Below are 18,060 nucleotides of genomic sequence, written 5' to 3' on the forward strand. Positions count from 1 at the left end.
TCAATGTCCCTTGAATTGCGGTGCGCGCTTTTCCATGAAGGCGGCCACGCCTTCGCGGTAATCGTCGCTGTTACCGAGATCGCTCATCATGCGCGCTTCCAGCGCCAGCTGCTGCGGCAGGGTGTTGGCGCCACTGGCGGCCAGCGCCTGCTTGGTGCAGGCCAGGCCCTTGGTGGGCGCCGTGGAAAAGTGCACGGCCAGCTTGCGCGTTTCTTCGGCCAGTTGGGCATCCTCGACGCATTTCCAGATCAGGCCCCAGTCTTCCGCTTTTTCCGCCGTCAGTTTTTCACCGAGCATGGCCAGGCCCATGGCGCGCGCCGAACCGATCAGGCGCGGCAGGAAGAAGGTGCCGCCCGTGTCCGGGATCAGGCCCAGCTTGCAGAACACTTCGACAAAGCTGGCCGACTTGCCGGCGATGACGATGTCGCAGGCCAGCGCCAGGTTGGCGCCCGCGCCAGCAGCCACGCCGTTGACGGCGCAGATGACGGGCATCGGCAATGCCTTCAAGGCCAGCACCAGCGGCGCATAGTTCTTTTCCACCGACTCACCCAGGTCCACGCCCTTCGAGCCGGGTTCCACGGCGCGGTCGGACAAATCCTGGCCCGCGCAAAAACCGCGGCCCGCACCCGTCAATACGAAGACGCGCACGGAGCTGTCGGCATTGACTTTGGCGATGGCATCACGCACTTCCTCGTGCATGGCTTGCGTAAAGCTATTGAGCTTGTCGGGACGGTTCAGGGTCAGGGTGGCGATACCCTGTTCGATGGTGAAGAGGATGTTTTGGTAGGTCATGGCGTGTCTCGCTATTTTAGTTATTGGCCCGCAGCGGAAATCTGGGGTCTGCCCCCGGCTTTATTCAGCCTGGTCGAAGTCGACCACCACCTTGTCGGTCAGCGGAAAACTCTGGCAACTGAGGACGAAACCGCGCGCCACTTCGTAGTCTTCCAGCGCGTAGTTGACGTCCATTTCGACTTTGCCATCGAGGATCTTGCAGCGGCAGGTCGAGCATACGCCGCCCTTGCACGAGTAGCGCATGTCCAGCCCGGCGCGCAGGCCCGCGTCGAGGAGGGATTCCTTGTCCTTGTCCATTGTGAAGGTGGTGTGGTTGCCATCCATGATGACGGTCACTTGCGTTTCCTGCACGGCGTCGGCGGCCAGCTGGGCGCGCGGCTTGTGGGCGTTTTTCGGGATGCTGGCGGCGAACAGTTCGATCTTGATATTCTGCTTGGGCATGCCGGCCGCCTGCAGGGCGGCGGACACACCCAGCATCATGTCTTCCGGGCCGCAGATAAAGGCGTTGTCGTAGTCTTCCACCTTGATCCAGTGTTGCAGGAACTGTTCGCATTTTTCCTGGGTGATGCGGCCATTGAACAATTCGATATCCTGCTGCTCGCGGCTCATCACGTAGACGAGGTTCAACCGCTCCAGGTACACATCCTTCAAGTCCGTCAATTCTTCCTTGAAGATGACGGACGACGAAGCGCGGTTGCCGTAAAACAGGGTGAAGCGGCTCAGAGGTTCCGTCAGCAGGGTCGTCTTGATGATGGAGAGGATGGGCGTAATACCGCTGCCGGCCGCGAACGCCAGGTAGTGCTTGCGGTTGACGCAGTCGAGCGGCACGTTGAAGTGGCCCATGGGCGGCATCACCTCGATGGTGGCGCCCGCCTTGAGTGTATCGTTGGCCCAGGTGGAGAAAGCGCCGCCCGGCGTGCGCTTGATGGCCACGCGCAGGGTGCCGTCCTGCACCGCCGAACAGATGGAATACGAGCGGCGCACGTCTTCCGCATTGATGTTGGCGCGCAGGGTCAGGTGCTGGCCCTGCTGGAAGCGGAACTGCTGCTGCAATTCGGCTGGCACGTCGAACGTGACGGCGATCGTGTCGCGCGTTTCGTTGCGCACGTTCGCTACGCACAGCGGATAAAATTTACTCATGCTTCATCTCCAGTTTCTTCGGAACGTGTGCCTGTTTTTTTTAGTGGCACTTGAAGTAGTCAAACGGTTCGCGGCAATCGATGCATTTGTACAGGGCCTTGCACGGCGTGGAGCCGAACTGGCTGGTCAGCTGCGTATGCGCCGAGCCGCAGTTCGGGCAGATCACGTCCAGTTTCGGCATCGCCTGGCGCTTGACGCCACCACGCAAACCGCTGATATCGATCACCTGCTGCTGCGGCGGGGCGATGCCATAGCCTTTCAGCTTGGCCTTGCCCGCTTCGCTCATCCAGTCCGTCGTCCAGGCGGGCGCCAACTGGTTCACCAGCGTGACCTTGGCCACGCCGTGGCTGCGCAAGGCATCCGTGACGGCGTCGGCGATCACCTGCATGGCCGGGCAGCCCGAATACGTGGGCGTGATCGTCACGATGCACTCTTCGCCACTGACCACATCGACGGCGCGCACGATGCCCAGGTCCACCACCGAAATGACGGGGATTTCCGGGTCCGGCACGTCGCCCAGCCAGGCCCAGACCTGGGCGGCGTCCAGCGCTACCGTGGCCGTGTTCATTACCACTCCGACCCGGGGTAGGCGCGCTGCAGGAACTGCATCTCGGCCAGGATAAAACCCAGGTGCTCCGTGTGCGTGCCCTGCTTGCCGCCCTTCTGCATCCAGGCGTCAGGCGCCGGCATGGTCAAGGTGGCTTCGGCGAAGATCTCGGCCACGTGTTCGAGGAAAGCCCGGCGCAGCACGTCCGATGGCGGCGCGATGCCGGCGGCAACCATGGTCTGGTCGACGGCGTCGTACGTGAACATCTCGCCCGTGTACATCCACAGCTTGTCGGCCGCGGCCTGCGTTTTCGCGTGGCTGTCGGCCGTGCCGTCGCCGAGGCGCACGATCAGGTCGCCGCTGCGGCGCAAGTGATAGGTCACTTCCTTGATCGACTTTTGCGCCACCTCGACGATGCGCGCATCCGTCGATTTCGTCAGCTCCAGCAGCTGGAAATAGTGCCAGCTGTCGAAGAAGAACTGGCGCATCATGGTGTCGGCGTAATTGCCGTTCGGCTGTTCGACCAGCAGGCAGTTCTTGAAGTCGTGGGCATCGCGCAAAAAGGCGATGTCGTCCTCGTCGCGGCCCGCGTTTTCCAGTTCGGCCGCATAGCTGAACCACAAACGCGTCTGCCCCAGAAGATCGAGCGCCACGTTGGTCAGCGCCATGTCTTCTTCCAGCGCCGGGCCCTTGCCGCACAGCTGCGACAGCTGCTGGCTGAGGATCAAGGCGTTGTCGCCCAGGCGCAAAAGGTAGTTGACCTTGTCATCCATTGCAGGCGCTCCCATCACAGGTTCTTGACTTCTTCCGGCATCGGGAAGAAGGTGGGATGGCGGTACACCTTGCTGTTCGACGGTTCGAACAGGGCGCCCTTGTCGCCGGGGCTGCTGGCGACGATATCGGCCGCGCGCACCACCCAGATGCTCACGCCTTCATTGCGGCGCGTGTAGACGTCGCGCGCGTGGTTGACCGCCATGGTGGCGTCGGACGCGTGCAGGCTGCCCACATGCTTGTGCGCCAGGCCGTGCTGGCTGCGGATGAAAACTTCCCACAATGGCCATTCTTTGCTCATGTTGCTATCCCCTATCTGTCTTATGTATTTACGCTGCCGCTTTGTTAGCAGCTTGCTTGTCTGCATACGCGACCAAGGCATCGCGGAACCATGCGCCGTCTTCATACGCTTTTACGCGCGTTTGCAGGCGTTCGCGGTTGCACGGGCCATTGCCCTTCAGGACGTTGTTGAATTCGGACCAGTCGATCTCGCCGAATTCATAGTGGCCCGTTTCCGCATTGAACTTCAGGTCGGGGTCGGGCACGGTCAAGCCCAGGTATTCGATTTGCGGCACGGTCTGGTCGACCATGCGCTGGCGCAGTTCGTCGTTCGAGAACAGCTTGATGCGCCATTGCGCCGACTGGGCGCTGTTGACGGAGGCGGCGTCGGACGGGCCGAACATCATCAGGGATGGCCACCACCATCGGTTCAGCGCATCTTGCGCCATGGCTTTCTGTTCGGGCGTGCCCTTGCACAGCGACATCATGATGTCGTAGCCCTGGCGCGCATGGAACGATTCTTCCTTGCAGACACGGATCATGGCGCGCGCATACGGCCCATACGAGCAGCGGCACAGGGGTATCTGGTTGATGATGGCTGAACCGTCGACCAGCCAGCCGATGGCGCCCATATCGGCCCACGACAAGGTGGGATAGTTGAAGATGCTGGAATACTTGGCTTTGCCCGAGTGCAAGGCGGCCAGCAAGTCGTCGCGCGACACGCCCAAGGTTTCCGCTGCGCTGTACAGGTACAGGCCGTGACCTGCTTCGTCCTGGATCTTCGCCAGCAGGATGGATTTGCGTTTCAGGGTGGGCGCGCGCGTGACCCAGTTACCTTCAGGCAACTGGCCGACGATTTCCGAATGCGCGTGCTGCGAAATCTGGCGGATCAAGGTCTTGCGGTAGGCGTCCGGCATCCAGTCCTTCGCCTCGATCTTGATGCCTTCGTCGATGCGCGTCTGGAAAGCGCGTTCTTCCTGCCCCATGTCGTCGATGGAGCGGACATTTTTGAGGCCGGTTTCAACCATTTGTGCGTACATGATGTGTCTCCCATGTCTTGATGTTGCGCAGCAGCGCAGCGCGATGAAGCAATAATACGATACAAAAAACGATTTGCATACACTTGATATGAATCATTTTAAAAAATCGTATCTTGTGCCGCTTTTTTGTGCGTATGATATTGCTTATGAGAAAACACTATGGAGCGCCACCAGCGCTTCCGGCAAATTATTGCCGCGCTACCCGCGCAGCCAAGTAAACTGCTGCTTTTATTGAACAGACCGCAACACGGCCAGACCGGAACCACATGAAGAACACCCGTTGCACGGCATGGATAGCCGATTTCCTGGAAAGCGACCCACCGCGCTCGAAGTCCCTGGTGATGACCATCTTTGGCGACGCCATCGTGCCGCGCGGCGGCGCCATCTGGCTGGGCAGCCTGATCGAACTGCTGGCGCCATTCGGCGTCAATGACCGGCTATTGCGCACCAGCGTGTTCCGCCTGGCTCAGGAAGGCTGGCTCAGCTCGCAGCGCGACGGCCGCCGCAGCGCCTATACGATACGCCCGGAGGCGCTGGCCCGCTTCGAACGCGCCTACCGCCGCATCTATGCGCCGCTGGTCGTGCACTGGGATGGCAGCTGGACCCTGGTGATCGGGCCGGCCGGCAGCATCGGCGCCGCCGAGCGGGGGGCGCTGCGCAAGGAATTATTGTGGGCCGGCTATGGCTTGATTTCTCCCGGCATCTTTGGCCACCCGGCCAGCAATGCGGAAGCGCTCGAAGATATCCTCGTGCGCAACGAGGTGCAGGGCAAGCTGTACGTCTGCCACACTACAGAATTGCCGGGCGTGAGCACGCGCCCCCTGCGCGACATGGTGGGCGACTGCTGGGACCTGTCGGAAGTGATGGCCGGCTACGAAAAATTCATCGCCAGCTTCCAGCCACTGCTGACCTTGCTGCAAGAAGAACCCGTGTTCGATGCCGAGCAAGCGTTCGTCATCCGCTCGCTGCTGACGCACGCCTACCGCCGCGTGCAATTGCACGACCCGCAACTACCCGTCGAACTACTGCCCGAACCGTGGCCCGGCACGCAAGCCTATGCGCTGGCGCGCAACCTGTATCGCATCACGTATGCGGCGGCCGAGGAACATATCCTGGCTACATTGCGGCGCGAGGATGCGCAAGCGCCGGACGTCGAGCCGTGGTTCTACGAACGATTTGGCGGTCTGAACACCTGACAAAACGTCCATGGCGGCGTTGCAGGGCCTGGGCGTACGTTCGTACTACCTGCGACCCTGCGCCTTGCCCTGAACATTTTTCAGGCGTTCAGGAATAAGTCACTGCCTGCTCACTGCTTTACCACCACCTGTTTCGCGCCCGCCAATAAATCCTGCCCCAGCTTTTCCAGTGCATTGGCCTGCACCAGCATGGTGTCGAGGATGGCGACGTTGAAGGTGAATTCGGCCGGCGTCGTATAGCCGGGGAAACGCAGGATGCGCAGCAATTCCTGCAAGGTCGCGCCCTTGCCCAGGTGCGCCAGGGCGTCGCTGAGGGCGCTGACTTTCTTTTCCAGTTCGCGTATGTGGTTGCCGTTGTCGTCCATGATGCTCTCCCGTGTTGGAACTTCCACGTTAGCAAAGCACGTCCGTCGTCGTTTGCGCCAGCACAAAGGCGCGGCTAAAACGGGTATCATCGCGCCATTGCACACGATGCAAAACCCATACGTTTTTATCAGGAACACACATGACCATTAAAATCAGCCAGCAATTCGACGCCGGCGCGATCGAGGTGCTGCGCGCCGACGATGCCCAATCCATCGAGCTGAACATCCGCAAGGATTCCCACGCCGACATCACGCAGTGGTTTTACTTCCGCCTGCAAGGTGCGCAAGGCGAAGCGTGCACGATCCGCTTCATGAACGCAGGCAAGTCGGCCTACCCGGACGGCTGGAAAGATTACCAGGCCGTGGCCAGCTACGACCGCGAAACCTGGTTCCGCGTGCCGACCAGCTTTGACGGCACGGTGATGACCATCGAACATACGCCGGAAGAAGAAAGCGTGTACTACGCCTACTTCGAGCCGTATCCATGGGACCGCCACCTGGCCCTGATCGACAGCGCGCAAGCGTCCCCGCTGGTGCGCCTGATCGACCTGGGCAGCACCGTGGAAGGGCGCGACATGAATCTGCTGGTCGTCGGCGACGCCGATGCCGAGAAAAAAGTCTGGGTCATCGCGCGCCAGCACCCAGGCGAGACGATGGCTGAATGGTTTGCCGAAGGCATGCTGGAAGCCTTGCTGGACCAGGCCAATCCATTTGCCCGCCAGTGTCTGCAGGATGCCGTCTTCTACGTGGTGCCGAACATGAACCCGGACGGTTCCGTGCATGGCAACCTGCGCACCAACGCGGCCGGCGCCAACCTGAACCGCGAATGGATGACGCCGACGATGGAGCGCAGCCCGGAAGTGTTCCTGGTGAAACAAAAGATGCATGAAATCGGCTGCGACCTGTTCCTCGACGTGCATGGCGATGAAGGCTTGCCGTACGTCTTCGTGGCCGGCAGCGATGCGCTGGAAAATTTCACGCCAGCACAAAAAGCCGAGCAAGACCGTTTCATCGCCGACTTCAAGGTGGCCAGCCCCGACTTCCAGGATGAGCATGGCTACGAAGACGGCCCGTTCACGCCGGAAGTGCTGACCATGGGTTCGCCCCACATCACGCATGCCTTCGGCTGCCTGTCGCTGACCCTGGAATTGCCGTTCAAGGACAACGCCAACGATCCCGACCCGCAAACGGGCTGGAGCGGCGCCCGCAGCGCCGCACTGGGTGCGGCCGTGCTGCAACCTATCCTGTCGACCTTGCGCGCCTGATCCGGCGAGATACTGGCCCGCCACACATGCTGTGGCGGGCCAGGCGAAGCCGGCGGCGCCCCTGCCGCCGGCTATTTTCCTGCCACTTTCTTGCGCAGCGCAACATCGTAAATCGTTGCCACACCGCCCATTGCTGCCTATACTGGCCCCAGCACTTCTGTCCTCCTTCTTGCCGACAACTCATCCTGCCCATGACCACTCGAGACCAGCCATGCGCCGTGGCGCGCTTTTTCAGGAGCAAATTTGCACACGTGTGCATACTCTGGTTTGCCAGCTTGCATGGCATGCCAGGCACCGCGGCCGAACTCAGCCCGGCCGCGCAGCTGGGACGGCAGATTTTCCACGATGCCAGCCTGTCCGCCTCGGGCAAGCAGTCATGCGCCAGCTGCCACGACCCGGCCCACGCTTACGCGCCCGGCAACAAGCTGGCCGTGCAACTGGGAGGCGCCGATGGCCAGGCGCCCGGCTACCGCGCCACACCATCGCTGCGCTACCTGGAACACACTCCGCCCTTCCGCTTTGATGAGGAAGGCGCGCCCAACGGCGGCATCAACCGCGACGGCCGCGCCGCCAGCCTGGCAGAACAGGCGGAGCGGCCATTCCTGGCAGCGCACGAAATGGCCAATGCCAGTACGGATGCGGTGGTGGAACGGCTGCGCAACGGCAGTTACGCGCACGCATTCCAGTGCGTCTTTGGCGAGGCCATCTTTGCCCAGCCACAACAGGCATTTCGCCGCATCACCTATGCCTTGCAGCAATTCCAACAGGAAGAACCGGATTTCCACCGCTACGATTCCAAATATGACCTATACCTGGCCAACAAGGTTCCGCTGGAGCTGGCCGAATTGCGGGGCCTGGCCCTGTTCAACGATGAACGCAAGGGCAATTGCGCCGCTTGCCACCCCAGCGTGCGGGGCGACCATGGCACGCCGCCCTTGTTCACAGACTTCAGTTTCGACAATCTGGGCGTGCCGCGCAATACGCGCATTCCCGCCACGGCCGATCCTGCCTATTTCGACCTGGGCTTGTGCGGCCCCGACCGCACGGACCTGACGACGAAAGGCGAGTTATGCGGCGCCTTCAAGGTACCCAGCCTGCGCAATGTGGCCACGCGACAAGTGTTTTTCCATAACGGCGTGTTCGACAACCTGACGGATGCCCTGCGTTTCTATGTGCGGCGCGATACCCATCCGCAAGAATGGTATCCGCGCGACAAGCGGGGGAAAGTGCAGAAATTCAATGACGTACCCGCCAGGTACCGCGCCAACGTGAACGTCAGCGAAGCGCCGTTCGACCGCAAGCGCGGCATGGCGCCCGCGCTGACGGCGGGCGAGATCGAGGATATGGTGAAATTCCTGGCTACCCTGACGGATGGCTATCAAGTCCAGCAGTAAAGGGGCGCCTGCCAGGCGTTGCAGCAGTTGTGACAGGCAACAGCTCAGCCGCCCGCCACCACCATGCTCTCGATGAGGATGGAACCCGTCTCTTTGGTGCCACGGCGCAAGGCGTCGGCGCCCACAGCCACGATGTTGCGCAGCATGTCCTTCATGTTGCCGGCGATGGTGATTTCTTCCACCGGGTATTGAATTACGCCATTTTCCACCCAGAAACCGGACGCGCCGCGCGAATAGTCGCCCGTCACGTAGTTCGTTCCTTGTCCCATCAGTTCTGTCACCAGCAAGCCCGTGCCCAACTTTTTCAGCATGGCAACAAAATCGTCAGTGGCGGCCGTCAGTTTCGAGGTCAGGTACAGATTGTGCGAGCCGCCCGCGTTGCCCGTCGTTTGCATGCCCAGCTTGCGGGCCGTGTAAGTCGACAGGAAATAGCCTTGCACCACGCCATCCTTGACGACGTCGCGGCTGACGGTTTTCACGCCCTCTTCATCGAACGGTGCCGAACCGACGCCGCCGATCACGTGCGGGTCTTCGAAGATCTGCACGTGCGAGGGCAGCACTTGCGTGCCCAGGGAATCGTTCAGGAACGTGGACTTGCGGTACAGGGCGCCGCCCGAGGTCGCTTGCACATAGGTACCGAGCAAACCGGCCGCCAGCGGCGCCTCGAACAGCACGGGGCAAGTGCGCGTGCCCAGCTTGCGCGCATTCAGGCGCGACAGGGCGCGCTCGGCGGCGTAGCGGCCGATGGCTTCCGGGCTCGACATCTTGGCGGCGTCGCGCACGGACGAATACCAGTCGTCGCGCTGCATCTTGGCCCCCTTGCCGGCGATGGGCGCCACGGACAGGGTGTGGCGCGAAAACGGGTAGCCGCCGATGAAGCCGCGCGAATTGGCAGACACAAAGTGCGATTGCTGCACGTGCACGCTGGCGCCCTCGCTGTTCGTGATGCGCGGGTCGACGGCGAACGCGGCCGCTTCGGCCCGCTGAGCCAGTACGACGGCTTCCTCGGTGGAAATGAGCCAGGGATAGAACAGTTGCAGGTCGCGGGGGGACATTTCCAGCATGTCGGCGTCGGCCAGGCCCGCGCAATCGTCCTCGGCCGTGAAGCGGGCGATGTTGTAGGCGGCGTCCACCGTGGCGCGCAGAGCGGACGGCGAAAAATCGGAGGTGCTGGCATTGCCGCGCTTCTTGCCGACAAACACGGTCACGCCCATGCCCTTGTCCTTGTTTTGCTCGATCGTCTCGATCTTGCCTTTTCGTACAGAAACGGACAGGCCACCGCCTTCGCTGACTTCGACGGCAGCGTCGGTACCGCCCGCTTCCCGCGCAAAAGACAACACATCACGGGCCAGTTGCTGCAATTGCTCTTGACTATGGGTAAATACGGAGTCGTTCATGCGCTGTTTTCTTCGGAAAGCCGCTAAAAAGGTTATCATAGCAGTCGTTTACAGTTTACAGGTGCGGCCTACGCGGCCAATCCCGCCTTATCATGCCAAATCCAAACCGGGGAGCTTGCGGCTTCCAATCGACCGAATTCGAACAGGAATATGAACGTCCTTCGAAGTCGGAACTCAAGCGCCAGATGACCGTCCTGCAAAAGCTGGGCGAAGAACTCGTCAATGAGGCACGTGACCGCGTCAAGCGCGTCCCGATGCCGGAAGACGTGCGCGACGCCATTCTCGAATGCCAGCAAATCAAGGACCACGAAGGCCGCCGCCGCCAGTTGCAATACGTGGGCAAGAAGATGCGCACCCTGGATGAGGAAGAAGTTGCCGCCATCCAACGCACCATCGATAGCTGGAAAGGCTTGTCGAAAGCCGACACGGCCAATATGCACGCGATGGAACGCCGCCGCGACAAGCTGTTGACGGATGACAAGGCGTTGACCGTCTTGCTGTCGGAAAACCCGGAACTGGACGTGCAGCACCTGCGCACCCTGATCCGCAATGCCCGCAAGGAGCAGGCCGAGAACAAGCCGCCAAAAGCCTACCGCGAAATCTTCCAGATCTTGAAAGAGATCGCCAAGAAGAAAAACGGCGGCAAGAAAGATGCCGACGAAGATGACGCAGAAGCGGAAGACGACGAGTAATTCGCCGTCCGAAACGCAAGGATGGACAAAAAACCGGGGATAATCCCGGTTTTATTGTTTTTACGCCACGACCAGACTGTATAGGTGCAAGATGCCCAACACCATCGAAGACGAATTGATTATCGGCCTCGTGTCGATCTCGGACCGCGCCAGCGGCGGCGTGTATGAAGACCTGGGCATCCCGGCCCTGGAAAGCTGGCTGTCCGCCGCCATCCGCACGCCATTCCGCCTGGAAAAGCGTTTGATCCCGGACGAGCGCTCGCAGATTGAAAACACCCTGATCGACATGGTCGACCTGAGCCACTGCCATCTGATCCTGACGACGGGCGGCACGGGGCCGGCGCGGCGCGATGTGACGCCGGACGCCACCTTGTCCGTCGGGACCAAGGAAATGCCCGGTTTCGGCGAACAGATGCGCCAGATCAGCCTGCAATTCGTGCCGACGGCGATCCTGTCGCGCCAGGTGGCCGTGATCCGCGAGACGCCCGAGCGCGCCGCCCTGATCATGAACTTGCCGGGCCAGCCGAAAGCCATCAAGGAAACCCTGGAAGGCTTGAAAGACGCTGACGGCAAACAACTGGTCAACGGCATCTTTGCCGCCGTACCGTATTGCATCGACCTCATCGGCGGTCCCTACATGGAAACCGACCCGGCCATCTGCAAGGCCTTCCGTCCCAAATCGGCGCTGCGTCCGGCGCAACCCCTACCTGAGGAAAACACATGAGCAACTTGCTGGAAACCATAGAACTCGACAGCGCACCGAATCCCACCGTCTCCATCATCTGGATGCACGGCCTGGGCGCCGACGGCAACGACTTCGTGCCCCTGGTGAAAGAACTCGATTTGCGCGGCTGCCCCGCCATCCGCTTCATCTTCCCCAGCGCCGGCACCATGCCCGTCACCATCAACAACGGCTATGTGATGCGCGCCTGGTACGACATCCGCGAAAATGACCTGGTGCGCCGCGAAGACGAGAGCGGCTTGCGCGCCTCGCAAGCCCAAATTGAGGCGCTGATCGCGCGCGAAAAGGCGCGCGGCATTCCCGCCAGCCGCATCATCCTGGCCGGCTTCTCGCAAGGCTGCGCCATGACCTTGCAAACGGGCTTGCGCCATGCGGAACCGCTGGCCGGCCTGATGTGCCTGTCCGGCTATCTGCCCCTGGCCGACAAGACGGCGGCCGAGCGCACCCCGGCAAGCCTGGAAACGCCGATCTTCATGGCGCACGGCACGGCCGACCCCGTCGTGCCGGTCGCCCGCGCGCAACAGTCACGTGACTTGCTCACCGGCATGGGTTACAAGGTGGAATGGCACGAATACATGATGCAGCACTCGCTGTGCCAGGAAGAGATCGACGCCATCGGCGCGTGGCTGAAAAAAGTCCTCGCCTAAGATAAAACAGGCGCGGTGTGCGCCGCGCCTGTTGTTGTAGGTGTACGTAACGCCGGGAACGCTCAGTTCGCCGGCGTTTTTTCGTTCCAGATTTTCAGCATGTCGGGCGACGCTTCCGAGCGGATGCCGTTGTCCGTCAGCACCGATTCCGTCGCTGCCAGCATATCCTTGCGGGGCACGACGACCATTTCCGCATCGCGCTGCTGGAAGCGGAACGTCAGCAGTTCATCCGTCTGGTCGCGCAGCAAGGCCACCAGGTGCGCCAGGCTGCGCACGCGCACGCCATTGACGGAATCGACGACCGAGAAGAAGCGGGTACTGTAGCCATTCATCAGCTTGTGCGGGAAGAATGGCGCGGCGATCACCACCAGCTCTTCGCGCTCGCTATCGGGCGCGTCGCCACGCCGCGTGGCAAGGGGATTGCCGGCAAACGCCATGCCGCCCAGGATTGCCGGATTGCCATTCGGCGCCGCCATGAATTCCGTGGTGGCGCGTGAAAATACCATGGGGCCGAAGATGAAATAGGACGGGTAATTGCCCTGCAGGCCGCCAATGAGCATCGGATGCGCCGCCGAAACGGGTACCTTGATTTTCAGGGACGCGCCCTGGCGCACCACCGTCAGCGGCAATTCGCCATCTTTCGCCAGCTGCTGCACCCGGTACTGGAAGCGCACGCGGCTGTTGGCATTCAGCTTGACCATGCCTTGGTTGTCGATGGGAAAATCGCCAATATGCGTGATGACATCCCACTCCTTGAGCGGGTAGGCCGCATCCTTGCTGGCCGGGGTCATCACGACAGCGCCCTCGACGCCCTTGGCCAGCTTCAAATAGGTACGCAACGCGGGGTTTTCCAGCGTTTGCGTCACGTCGCGCATGGCCGGCTTGCCCTTGGGCGCGCCACTTTCCTGGTCGCGCAGGAACAGCTCGATTTCCTCGTTGGGGATGATGTAGCCGATGTTTTGCGCATTGAGCATGCCCGCAAAGGCCAGACCGATCATCTTGTCGCCAGCGATCACGGGGCCGCCGCTATTGCCCGGATTGATGGCCGCATCGATCTGGATGCGCAGGCCGGAGACGGGGAAGTTGTAGCGCACGAATTCGATGCGCGAGACGATGCCCTTGGTGATCGACAGCGAAGTGCCGCCCGTCGGATAGCCATACGCCAGCACGGCATCGCGCACGTCCGGCATGACGTTGGCGCGCGGCACCGCTTTGTGGCTGGCAAAAAAACTGTCGTCGTCGATTTTCAGCAAGGCCAGGTCCATGCCGCGCGAGATGGCCAGCACGGTTGCCGGGATCTTGTCGCCGGCGCCGTTGGCCTGGATCTGCACTTGGCTGGCATAGCCGACCACGTGCGCATTGGTGAGGATGCGCCGGCCTTCGATGACGACGCCTGAGCCCGTCACCTCCTGTGGCGCAGCCTTGCTCCAGGGTTTATACGGATCGGGCCCGCGCAGGGTGGAAAACACCTTGACGACGGAGTTTTCCAGGGCGGAAGCGCTGGCGCTGGCGGCGGTCTCGGCGGCAAGGGCGCGCACCGTCATCAACGGGCAAAAAGAAAGGGCCAGCGCCAGGAAGGCGCGGCCCATCAGGGTGGAGCACGGACGAGTTTTCATTGAGCTTGTTGGCAATGGAAGGGAAGTAAAATTATATATTGAATAATTGCAACTTCATTACACTTTGTCCATCTTTGCCGAAGAACTCCTCTAATCAGGCAAGCAAGGGCGTCACACCCAAGGCCGGTACGGCCGTCTGCGCCCCATTCATCACCATGGCCAGGAAAGTGTAGTAGCCATTGATGCCCATCAAGTCCACCACGCCGTGCTCGCCGAACAGCGCCAGCGCCCGCGCATACGTGGCGTCGCTGATCCTCTTGTTTTGCTGCAGCTCGATGCAAAAGTCGTGCACGGCTTGCTCATCGTCTTTCAGGGCAAGCGGCAAGCGCCGTTCAGCAATGGCGTCCACGGCCGCTTGCGCGATGCCGTTCTGCACGGCCAGCGGCGCGTGGATGGCCCACTCGACTTGCTGGTCCCACTGGCGCGCCGTCACGAGGATCGCCAGTTCCGACAGCCGCGTGCCGATGGCGCTGCGGTAGCGCAAATATTCCCCCATGCGCTGCGCCGTTTCCATCAGCTCGGGGCTGCGGATCAGCGGCACGAAGGGGCCGTACAGCGCCCCGCGCGGACCGTCGATGATGGCTTGCGCGGCCGCACGCTGCTGCGGGTCGAGCTGGTCCAGCGGCAACGGGGGCAAACGGTCGATATCGCTACCGGCCATCAGGCCGTCCAGGCGACCACGTCCTGCTGCTGTTCGCCGAGGCCGGCGATACCCAGGCGCATGCTGTCGCCTTTTTTCAGGAAGCGCTGCGGCTTGCGGCCCTGGCCCACGCCCGGCGGCGTGCCCGTGGCGATGACGTCGCCCGGTTCCAGGGTCATGAATTGCGACAAATAGCTGACGATCTGCGCCACCGTGAAGATCATGGTTTGCGTATTGCCCGTCTGCATGCGCTTGCCGTTGACTTCCAGGTACAGGTCCAGATCCTGCTCGTCGATGACTTCATCGCGCGTCACCAGCCACGGGCCGACGGGGCCGAAGGTGTCGCAGCCCTTGCCCTTGTCCCACTGGCCGCCCCGTTCCAGCTGGAACGAGCGCTCGGAGATGTCGTTGACGACGCAATAGCCGGCCACGTATTTCAGGGCGTCCTCTTCGCTCACGTATTGCGCGCGCGTGCCGATGACCACGCCCAGCTCCACTTCCCAATCCGTCTTCTTGGAACCTTTTGGCAACACGACATTGTCGTCCGGGCCATTCAGGCAAGTGATGGCTTTCATGAAGACGATGGGTTCGGCGGGGATAGCCATGCCGGATTCGGCTGCGTGATCCGCGTAATTGAGGCCAATGCCGATGAACTTGCCGACTTTCGCCAGCGGCACGCCGAAGCGTGGATTGCCGCGCACGAGGGGCAGCGTCTTTTCATCGAGCTTGGCCAGCTTGCGCAAGGCCTTGTCGGACAGTTGTGCGCCGTCAATATCGGCAATCACGCCGGACAGGTCGCGCAGTTTGCCTTCTTCATCGATCAGGCCCGGTTTTTCCTTGCCTGGACGTCCATAACGAACGAGTTTCATAGTCTTCCTTGGAGTTGATCATTGCCGCTGTGCAGGCTGCCATTTTACCGGATGGCCCGGCACGCCTGTAGCGGTCTATGAAAAACATCGCAAGTCCCGGCAGTTGCAAGGCCGCCAGCACGCCGAACGCCGTCTGGTAGGCCTGCGGCGGATACTGCTGCTGGCTGTTCAGGGGCCAGCAGCCGAGGATCAGGCCAAAGCCCGCCTGCACCAGGAAGGCGCCCGTGAAAATGAGCAAATTCAGGCAGGTGGCCGCCCTGCCCGTCAGGCTGGCCGGCATGCTTTGCGCGACGATCGCATACTCGAGCCCCGTCACCGTGCCCAGCAAGGTAAACAGCACGGACAGCAAAGGCAGGCTGGGCACCACATTGCACGCCATCGCCACTTGCACGCCGACAAAGAGGACAATGCCGGCGCCCGCCACTTGCATTGGTTCAATCGCGCGCCGCCCGGCCCATTCCGTCAGCATGCCCATGCCGATGGCGCCGAAGATGACGGCCGCCATGCCCAGGTACAACAAATACGCGACGTTGTCGTCGGACAAGCCGCCCACGTCGGCCAGCCAGCGGCCTATCCACAAGCCTTGCACGCCAAAGAACACCGTGTGCGGCAGCAGGATCAGCGCGATGGTGCGGCGAAAGCCGGAATCGCGGTACACGCTCCAGACGCTGACCTTGTTCACCTTGACCATGCCAGCGGCAGACGCGGGCATGACTGGCGACAGCAGGCGGATCAGCAGCCCGATGGCCAGCGCCGCCAGCGCCAGGCCCAGGAACACGCCGCGCCAATCCGTGTAGTGCAGAACCAGCTTGACGGGCATGGTGGCCGTGGCCGCGCCCAGACCGCCCACGGCGATCAGGTAGCCATGTACGGACGGCAGGCGTGATGGCGTGACGGCGCACGAGATCGCTTTCACGGCGGCCATGAAACAGCCACCCAGGCCCGCCCCCATCAAGGCACGTGCCCACATCAGCTCGGCAAAGCTGTGGCCCCGGCTGAACAGCCACACGCCCAGGGCCGCCAGCGCCAGCAGCCACAATTGCACCGTACGGGGGCCGTAGCGGTCGAGCGCCATGCCGATCGGCAGTTGCACCAGCGCAAAGGCGAGAAAAAAAGCGCTGGTCAGCAAGCCCAGCTGGGCTGGTGTCAGGGCGATGGCGCCCAGCAATTCGGCCGTCAGCACGGCATTGACGCCACGCAACAGGCACGACAGGTAATGCCCGAGCGCGAACGGCAGGAACACCAGGCAAAACACGGCCACGCCGGAGCGGGAAGAAGCGCCGGCGCCGTGCATGCTCAGGCGGCCTGTGCCAGACGGATGATTTTGTGCGGCAGCTGCGGCACGGGCTCATCCTTCTCAAAGAAAAACTTGTCGTGGCCGAACGCCGGCTTCAAATCGTCCAGCCACGTTGCTTCCGCATCGAATTTCGCATAAAACGGCCGGCGCACCCAGTCCGGGTTGCGCGCCTGCAAAAATTGCAGGGCAAACAGCTTTTCACCATGGATGGTGACGATGCCGTCGATGACGACCTTGCCGGGAAAGGCGCTCATGGACGGTCCCCGCACCGTGCGCGACAGGCCGGACACCATCTGATAGGCGGCCTGGAAAATCTCGTGCGCCTTGGCCAAGGGCAACTCGAAATAGCCGCGCGGCCCCGTGTCCCGTTCGACGAACATGTAATACGGAATCGCCCCCAGGCGCGTGCCCGTCTGCCACAGCTCGGCCCAGCTTGCCGGGTCTTCATTGATGTGGCGGATCAGCGGTCCCTGCATGCGCAAGGTGGCGCCCGTGGAAACAATGCGTTTCACGGCTTGCTGGGCGATGTCTTGGCGCAACTCGACGGCATGGCTGTAATGGCCCATCACGGCCAGGTTCTTGCCCGCCTTGACGATGCGTTCGAACAGGCGCATCAAGTCATCCGCATCGCGGTCGGAGACGAAACGCTGCGGCCAGTACGCCACCGCCTTGGTGCCGATGCGGATGTTCTGGATATGCTCGAGGCCCGGCGCCAGCAGCGGTTCCAGGTAGGCGGCCAGTTGCCGCGTGTTCATGATCATCGGGTCGCCCCCCGTGATCAGCACGTCCGTCACTTCCGGACGCAGTTTTAAATACGCGGCCAGCTCATGCGACTCGCGCGCATCGAACTTCATGTCGTCCATGCCGACGAACTGGGGCCAGCGGAAGCAGAAGGTGCAATACGCGTGACAAGTCTGGCCCGCGCTGGGGAAGAACAGCACCGTTTGCGCATATTTATGCTGCAAGCCGCGCACGGGCGCATCGTTGACTCGCGGCACGTTATGCGTCATCTGGCCAGCCGGATGGGGATTCATACCCAGGCGCAAGCCATGCACATAGGCGTCGATAGCCGCCTTGTCCTGCTTGACCAGCACCAGGTCGCGCAAGTGCGCGTACTGCTCGGGCGGCAGCATGTCGCGGTGGGGAAAGACGAGGCGGTAGATGGGATCGTCGGGGATATTGTTCCAGTCGATCAGCTGATCGAGTACATATTCATTGGTGCGAAACGGCAAGACGTGCGACACCACCTGCACGGCTTCGCGCAGCTCTTCCGGCAGCCATTCCCACTGCCGCGCCTGCTGAATGGTTTGCCGCGTGTACGGCTTGAACTTGGGTGAAAACGGCTCGGTAATGAGTGCGGACACGATCGGC

General features: G+C 61.9%; 19 protein-coding genes. 6 read left to right on the forward strand and 13 right to left on the reverse strand.

Annotated features, from left to right (window positions below; genetic code table 11):
• From paaG to paaA, 6 genes are read right to left on the reverse strand one after another with little or no spacing between them, the layout of a single operon-like run.
• Nucleotides 1-792, reverse strand: a complete 792-nt coding sequence (gene paaG, locus GYK42_RS03540) for a 2-(1,2-epoxy-1,2-dihydrophenyl)acetyl-CoA isomerase PaaG (RefSeq protein WP_166446365.1) — start codon at nucleotides 790-792, stop codon at nucleotides 1-3.
• A 60-nt stretch (nucleotides 793-852) separates the two neighbouring features.
• Nucleotides 853-1,932 carry a 1,2-phenylacetyl-CoA epoxidase subunit PaaE gene (gene paaE / locus GYK42_RS03545; RefSeq protein ID WP_166446366.1) on the reverse strand — a complete coding sequence of 360 codons (1,080 nt, stop codon included), beginning with the start codon at nucleotides 1,930-1,932 and terminating at the stop codon, nucleotides 853-855.
• Nucleotides 1,933-1,972: 40 nt separating this feature from the next.
• On the reverse strand, nucleotides 1,973-2,500 hold the full coding sequence (gene paaD, locus GYK42_RS03550; protein WP_166446367.1) for a 1,2-phenylacetyl-CoA epoxidase subunit PaaD: 528 nt from the start codon (nucleotides 2,498-2,500) through the stop codon (nucleotides 1,973-1,975).
• A complete protein-coding gene (gene paaC / locus GYK42_RS03555) occupies nucleotides 2,500-3,252 on the reverse strand; it encodes a 1,2-phenylacetyl-CoA epoxidase subunit PaaC (protein ID WP_166446611.1) in 753 nt (250 codons plus the stop codon). Before paaC ends, paaD begins: the two co-directional genes overlap by 1 nt.
• A gap of 14 nt (nucleotides 3,253-3,266) precedes the next feature.
• Entirely contained in the window at nucleotides 3,267-3,551 is a 285-nt protein-coding gene (gene paaB, locus GYK42_RS03560; protein WP_034746356.1) for a 1,2-phenylacetyl-CoA epoxidase subunit PaaB, read from the reverse strand.
• Nucleotides 3,552-3,579: 28 nt separating this feature from the next.
• Nucleotides 3,580-4,569 (reverse strand): 1,2-phenylacetyl-CoA epoxidase subunit PaaA, encoded by a 990-nt coding sequence (gene paaA / locus GYK42_RS03565; protein WP_166446368.1) that lies wholly within the window; start codon nucleotides 4,567-4,569, stop codon nucleotides 3,580-3,582.
• 266 nt (nucleotides 4,570-4,835) lie between these two features.
• Between paaA and paaX the strand changes: the two genes are divergently transcribed.
• A complete protein-coding gene (gene paaX, locus GYK42_RS03570) occupies nucleotides 4,836-5,765 on the forward strand; it encodes a phenylacetic acid degradation operon negative regulatory protein PaaX (protein ID WP_166446369.1) in 930 nt (309 codons plus the stop codon).
• 110 nt (nucleotides 5,766-5,875) lie between these two features.
• Here paaX and GYK42_RS03575 read toward each other — a convergent pair whose 3' ends face one another.
• Nucleotides 5,876-6,130, reverse strand: a complete 255-nt coding sequence (locus GYK42_RS03575) for a hypothetical protein (RefSeq protein ID WP_166446370.1) — start codon at nucleotides 6,128-6,130, stop codon at nucleotides 5,876-5,878.
• A 140-nt stretch (nucleotides 6,131-6,270) separates the two neighbouring features.
• Here GYK42_RS03575 and GYK42_RS03580 point away from each other — a divergent pair, with 140 nt between their 5' ends.
• Nucleotides 6,271-7,395 carry a M14 family metallopeptidase gene (locus GYK42_RS03580; RefSeq protein WP_166446371.1) on the forward strand — a complete coding sequence of 375 codons (1,125 nt, stop codon included), beginning with the start codon at nucleotides 6,271-6,273 and terminating at the stop codon, nucleotides 7,393-7,395.
• 284 nt (nucleotides 7,396-7,679) lie between these two features.
• Complete coding sequence (locus tag GYK42_RS03585) at nucleotides 7,680-8,789, forward strand: cytochrome-c peroxidase (protein WP_240943424.1); 1,110 nt, start codon at nucleotides 7,680-7,682, stop codon at nucleotides 8,787-8,789.
• Between the two features lie 44 nt (nucleotides 8,790-8,833).
• Here GYK42_RS03585 and pmbA read toward each other — a convergent pair whose 3' ends face one another.
• Nucleotides 8,834-10,186 (reverse strand): metalloprotease PmbA, encoded by a 1,353-nt coding sequence (gene pmbA, locus GYK42_RS03590; protein ID WP_166446373.1) that lies wholly within the window; start codon nucleotides 10,184-10,186, stop codon nucleotides 8,834-8,836.
• Nucleotides 10,187-10,278: 92 nt separating this feature from the next.
• On the opposite strand from pmbA, the gene yjgA reads away from it, so the two are divergent.
• From yjgA to GYK42_RS03605, 3 genes are all read left to right on the forward strand, one after another.
• Nucleotides 10,279-10,878, forward strand: coding sequence for a ribosome biogenesis factor YjgA (yjgA, locus tag GYK42_RS03595; protein WP_166446374.1), 600 nt, complete (start codon nucleotides 10,279-10,281; stop codon nucleotides 10,876-10,878).
• Between the two features lie 91 nt (nucleotides 10,879-10,969).
• On the forward strand, nucleotides 10,970-11,602 hold the full coding sequence (gene mog / locus GYK42_RS03600; protein WP_166446375.1) for a molybdopterin adenylyltransferase: 633 nt from the start codon (nucleotides 10,970-10,972) through the stop codon (nucleotides 11,600-11,602).
• Nucleotides 11,599-12,267, forward strand: a complete 669-nt coding sequence (locus GYK42_RS03605; RefSeq protein ID WP_166446376.1) for an alpha/beta hydrolase — start codon at nucleotides 11,599-11,601, stop codon at nucleotides 12,265-12,267. The genes mog and GYK42_RS03605 overlap by 4 nt, the downstream gene beginning before the upstream one ends.
• A 62-nt stretch (nucleotides 12,268-12,329) precedes the next feature.
• Here the strand turns inward: GYK42_RS03605 and GYK42_RS03610 are convergent, their stop codons facing one another.
• The 5 genes from GYK42_RS03610 to GYK42_RS03630 all read right to left on the reverse strand — a co-directional run bounded on the left by GYK42_RS03610 (nucleotide 12,330) and on the right by GYK42_RS03630 (nucleotide 18,053).
• Nucleotides 12,330-13,883: a S1C family serine protease gene (locus GYK42_RS03610; RefSeq protein WP_240943426.1), complete on the reverse strand. Its 1,554-nt coding sequence runs from the start codon at nucleotides 13,881-13,883 to the stop codon at nucleotides 12,330-12,332.
• 94 nt (nucleotides 13,884-13,977) lie between these two features.
• On the reverse strand, nucleotides 13,978-14,544 hold the full coding sequence (locus GYK42_RS03615; RefSeq protein ID WP_166446377.1) for a carboxymuconolactone decarboxylase family protein: 567 nt from the start codon (nucleotides 14,542-14,544) through the stop codon (nucleotides 13,978-13,980).
• Nucleotides 14,544-15,392 carry a fumarylacetoacetate hydrolase family protein gene (locus GYK42_RS03620; protein ID WP_046684323.1) on the reverse strand — a complete coding sequence of 283 codons (849 nt, stop codon included), beginning with the start codon at nucleotides 15,390-15,392 and terminating at the stop codon, nucleotides 14,544-14,546. The genes GYK42_RS03615 and GYK42_RS03620 overlap by 1 nt, the downstream gene beginning before the upstream one ends.
• Nucleotides 15,337-16,686 (reverse strand): MFS transporter, encoded by a 1,350-nt coding sequence (locus tag GYK42_RS03625; protein WP_166446378.1) that lies wholly within the window; start codon nucleotides 16,684-16,686, stop codon nucleotides 15,337-15,339. The genes GYK42_RS03620 and GYK42_RS03625 overlap by 56 nt, the downstream gene beginning before the upstream one ends.
• Nucleotides 16,687-16,688: 2 nt before the next feature.
• Nucleotides 16,689-18,053 (reverse strand): lysine 2,3-aminomutase, encoded by a 1,365-nt coding sequence (locus GYK42_RS03630; protein WP_166446379.1) that lies wholly within the window; start codon nucleotides 18,051-18,053, stop codon nucleotides 16,689-16,691.
• Between the last annotated feature and the right edge of the window lie 7 nt (nucleotides 18,054-18,060).

The sequence above is a fragment of the Janthinobacterium lividum genome (assembly GCF_011601275.1).
GTDB lineage: Bacteria > Pseudomonadota > Gammaproteobacteria > Burkholderiales > Burkholderiaceae_D > Janthinobacterium > Janthinobacterium lividum_E.

Excerpts from the sequence above, each read along its gene's own strand:
- paaG (WP_166446365.1), bottom strand. The coding sequence starts at position 792 with ATGACCTACCAAAACATCCTCTTCACCATCGAACAGGGTATCGCCACC.
- paaE (WP_166446366.1), bottom strand. The coding sequence starts at position 1,932 with ATGAGTAAATTTTATCCGCTGTGCGTAGCGAACGTGCGCAACGAAACG.
- paaD (WP_166446367.1), bottom strand. The coding sequence starts at position 2,500 with ATGAACACGGCCACGGTAGCGCTGGACGCCGCCCAGGTCTGGGCCTGG.
- paaC (WP_166446611.1), bottom strand. The coding sequence starts at position 3,252 with ATGGATGACAAGGTCAACTACCTTTTGCGCCTGGGCGACAACGCCTTG.
- paaB (WP_034746356.1), bottom strand. The coding sequence starts at position 3,551 with ATGAGCAAAGAATGGCCATTGTGGGAAGTTTTCATCCGCAGCCAGCAC.
- paaA (WP_166446368.1), bottom strand. The coding sequence starts at position 4,569 with ATGTACGCACAAATGGTTGAAACCGGCCTCAAAAATGTCCGCTCCATC.
- paaX (WP_166446369.1), top strand. The coding sequence starts at position 4,836 with ATGAAGAACACCCGTTGCACGGCATGGATAGCCGATTTCCTGGAAAGC.
- GYK42_RS03575 (WP_166446370.1), bottom strand. The coding sequence starts at position 6,130 with ATGGACGACAACGGCAACCACATACGCGAACTGGAAAAGAAAGTCAGC.
- GYK42_RS03580 (WP_166446371.1), top strand. The coding sequence starts at position 6,271 with ATGACCATTAAAATCAGCCAGCAATTCGACGCCGGCGCGATCGAGGTG.
- GYK42_RS03585 (WP_240943424.1), top strand. The coding sequence starts at position 7,680 with ATGCCAGGCACCGCGGCCGAACTCAGCCCGGCCGCGCAGCTGGGACGG.
- pmbA (WP_166446373.1), bottom strand. The coding sequence starts at position 10,186 with ATGAACGACTCCGTATTTACCCATAGTCAAGAGCAATTGCAGCAACTG.
- yjgA (WP_166446374.1), top strand. The coding sequence starts at position 10,279 with ATGCCAAATCCAAACCGGGGAGCTTGCGGCTTCCAATCGACCGAATTC.
- mog (WP_166446375.1), top strand. The coding sequence starts at position 10,970 with ATGCCCAACACCATCGAAGACGAATTGATTATCGGCCTCGTGTCGATC.
- GYK42_RS03605 (WP_166446376.1), top strand. The coding sequence starts at position 11,599 with ATGAGCAACTTGCTGGAAACCATAGAACTCGACAGCGCACCGAATCCC.
- GYK42_RS03610 (WP_240943426.1), bottom strand. The coding sequence starts at position 13,883 with ATGAAAACTCGTCCGTGCTCCACCCTGATGGGCCGCGCCTTCCTGGCG.
- GYK42_RS03615 (WP_166446377.1), bottom strand. The coding sequence starts at position 14,544 with ATGGCCGGTAGCGATATCGACCGTTTGCCCCCGTTGCCGCTGGACCAG.
- GYK42_RS03620 (WP_046684323.1), bottom strand. The coding sequence starts at position 15,392 with ATGAAACTCGTTCGTTATGGACGTCCAGGCAAGGAAAAACCGGGCCTG.
- GYK42_RS03625 (WP_166446378.1), bottom strand. The coding sequence starts at position 16,686 with ATGCACGGCGCCGGCGCTTCTTCCCGCTCCGGCGTGGCCGTGTTTTGC.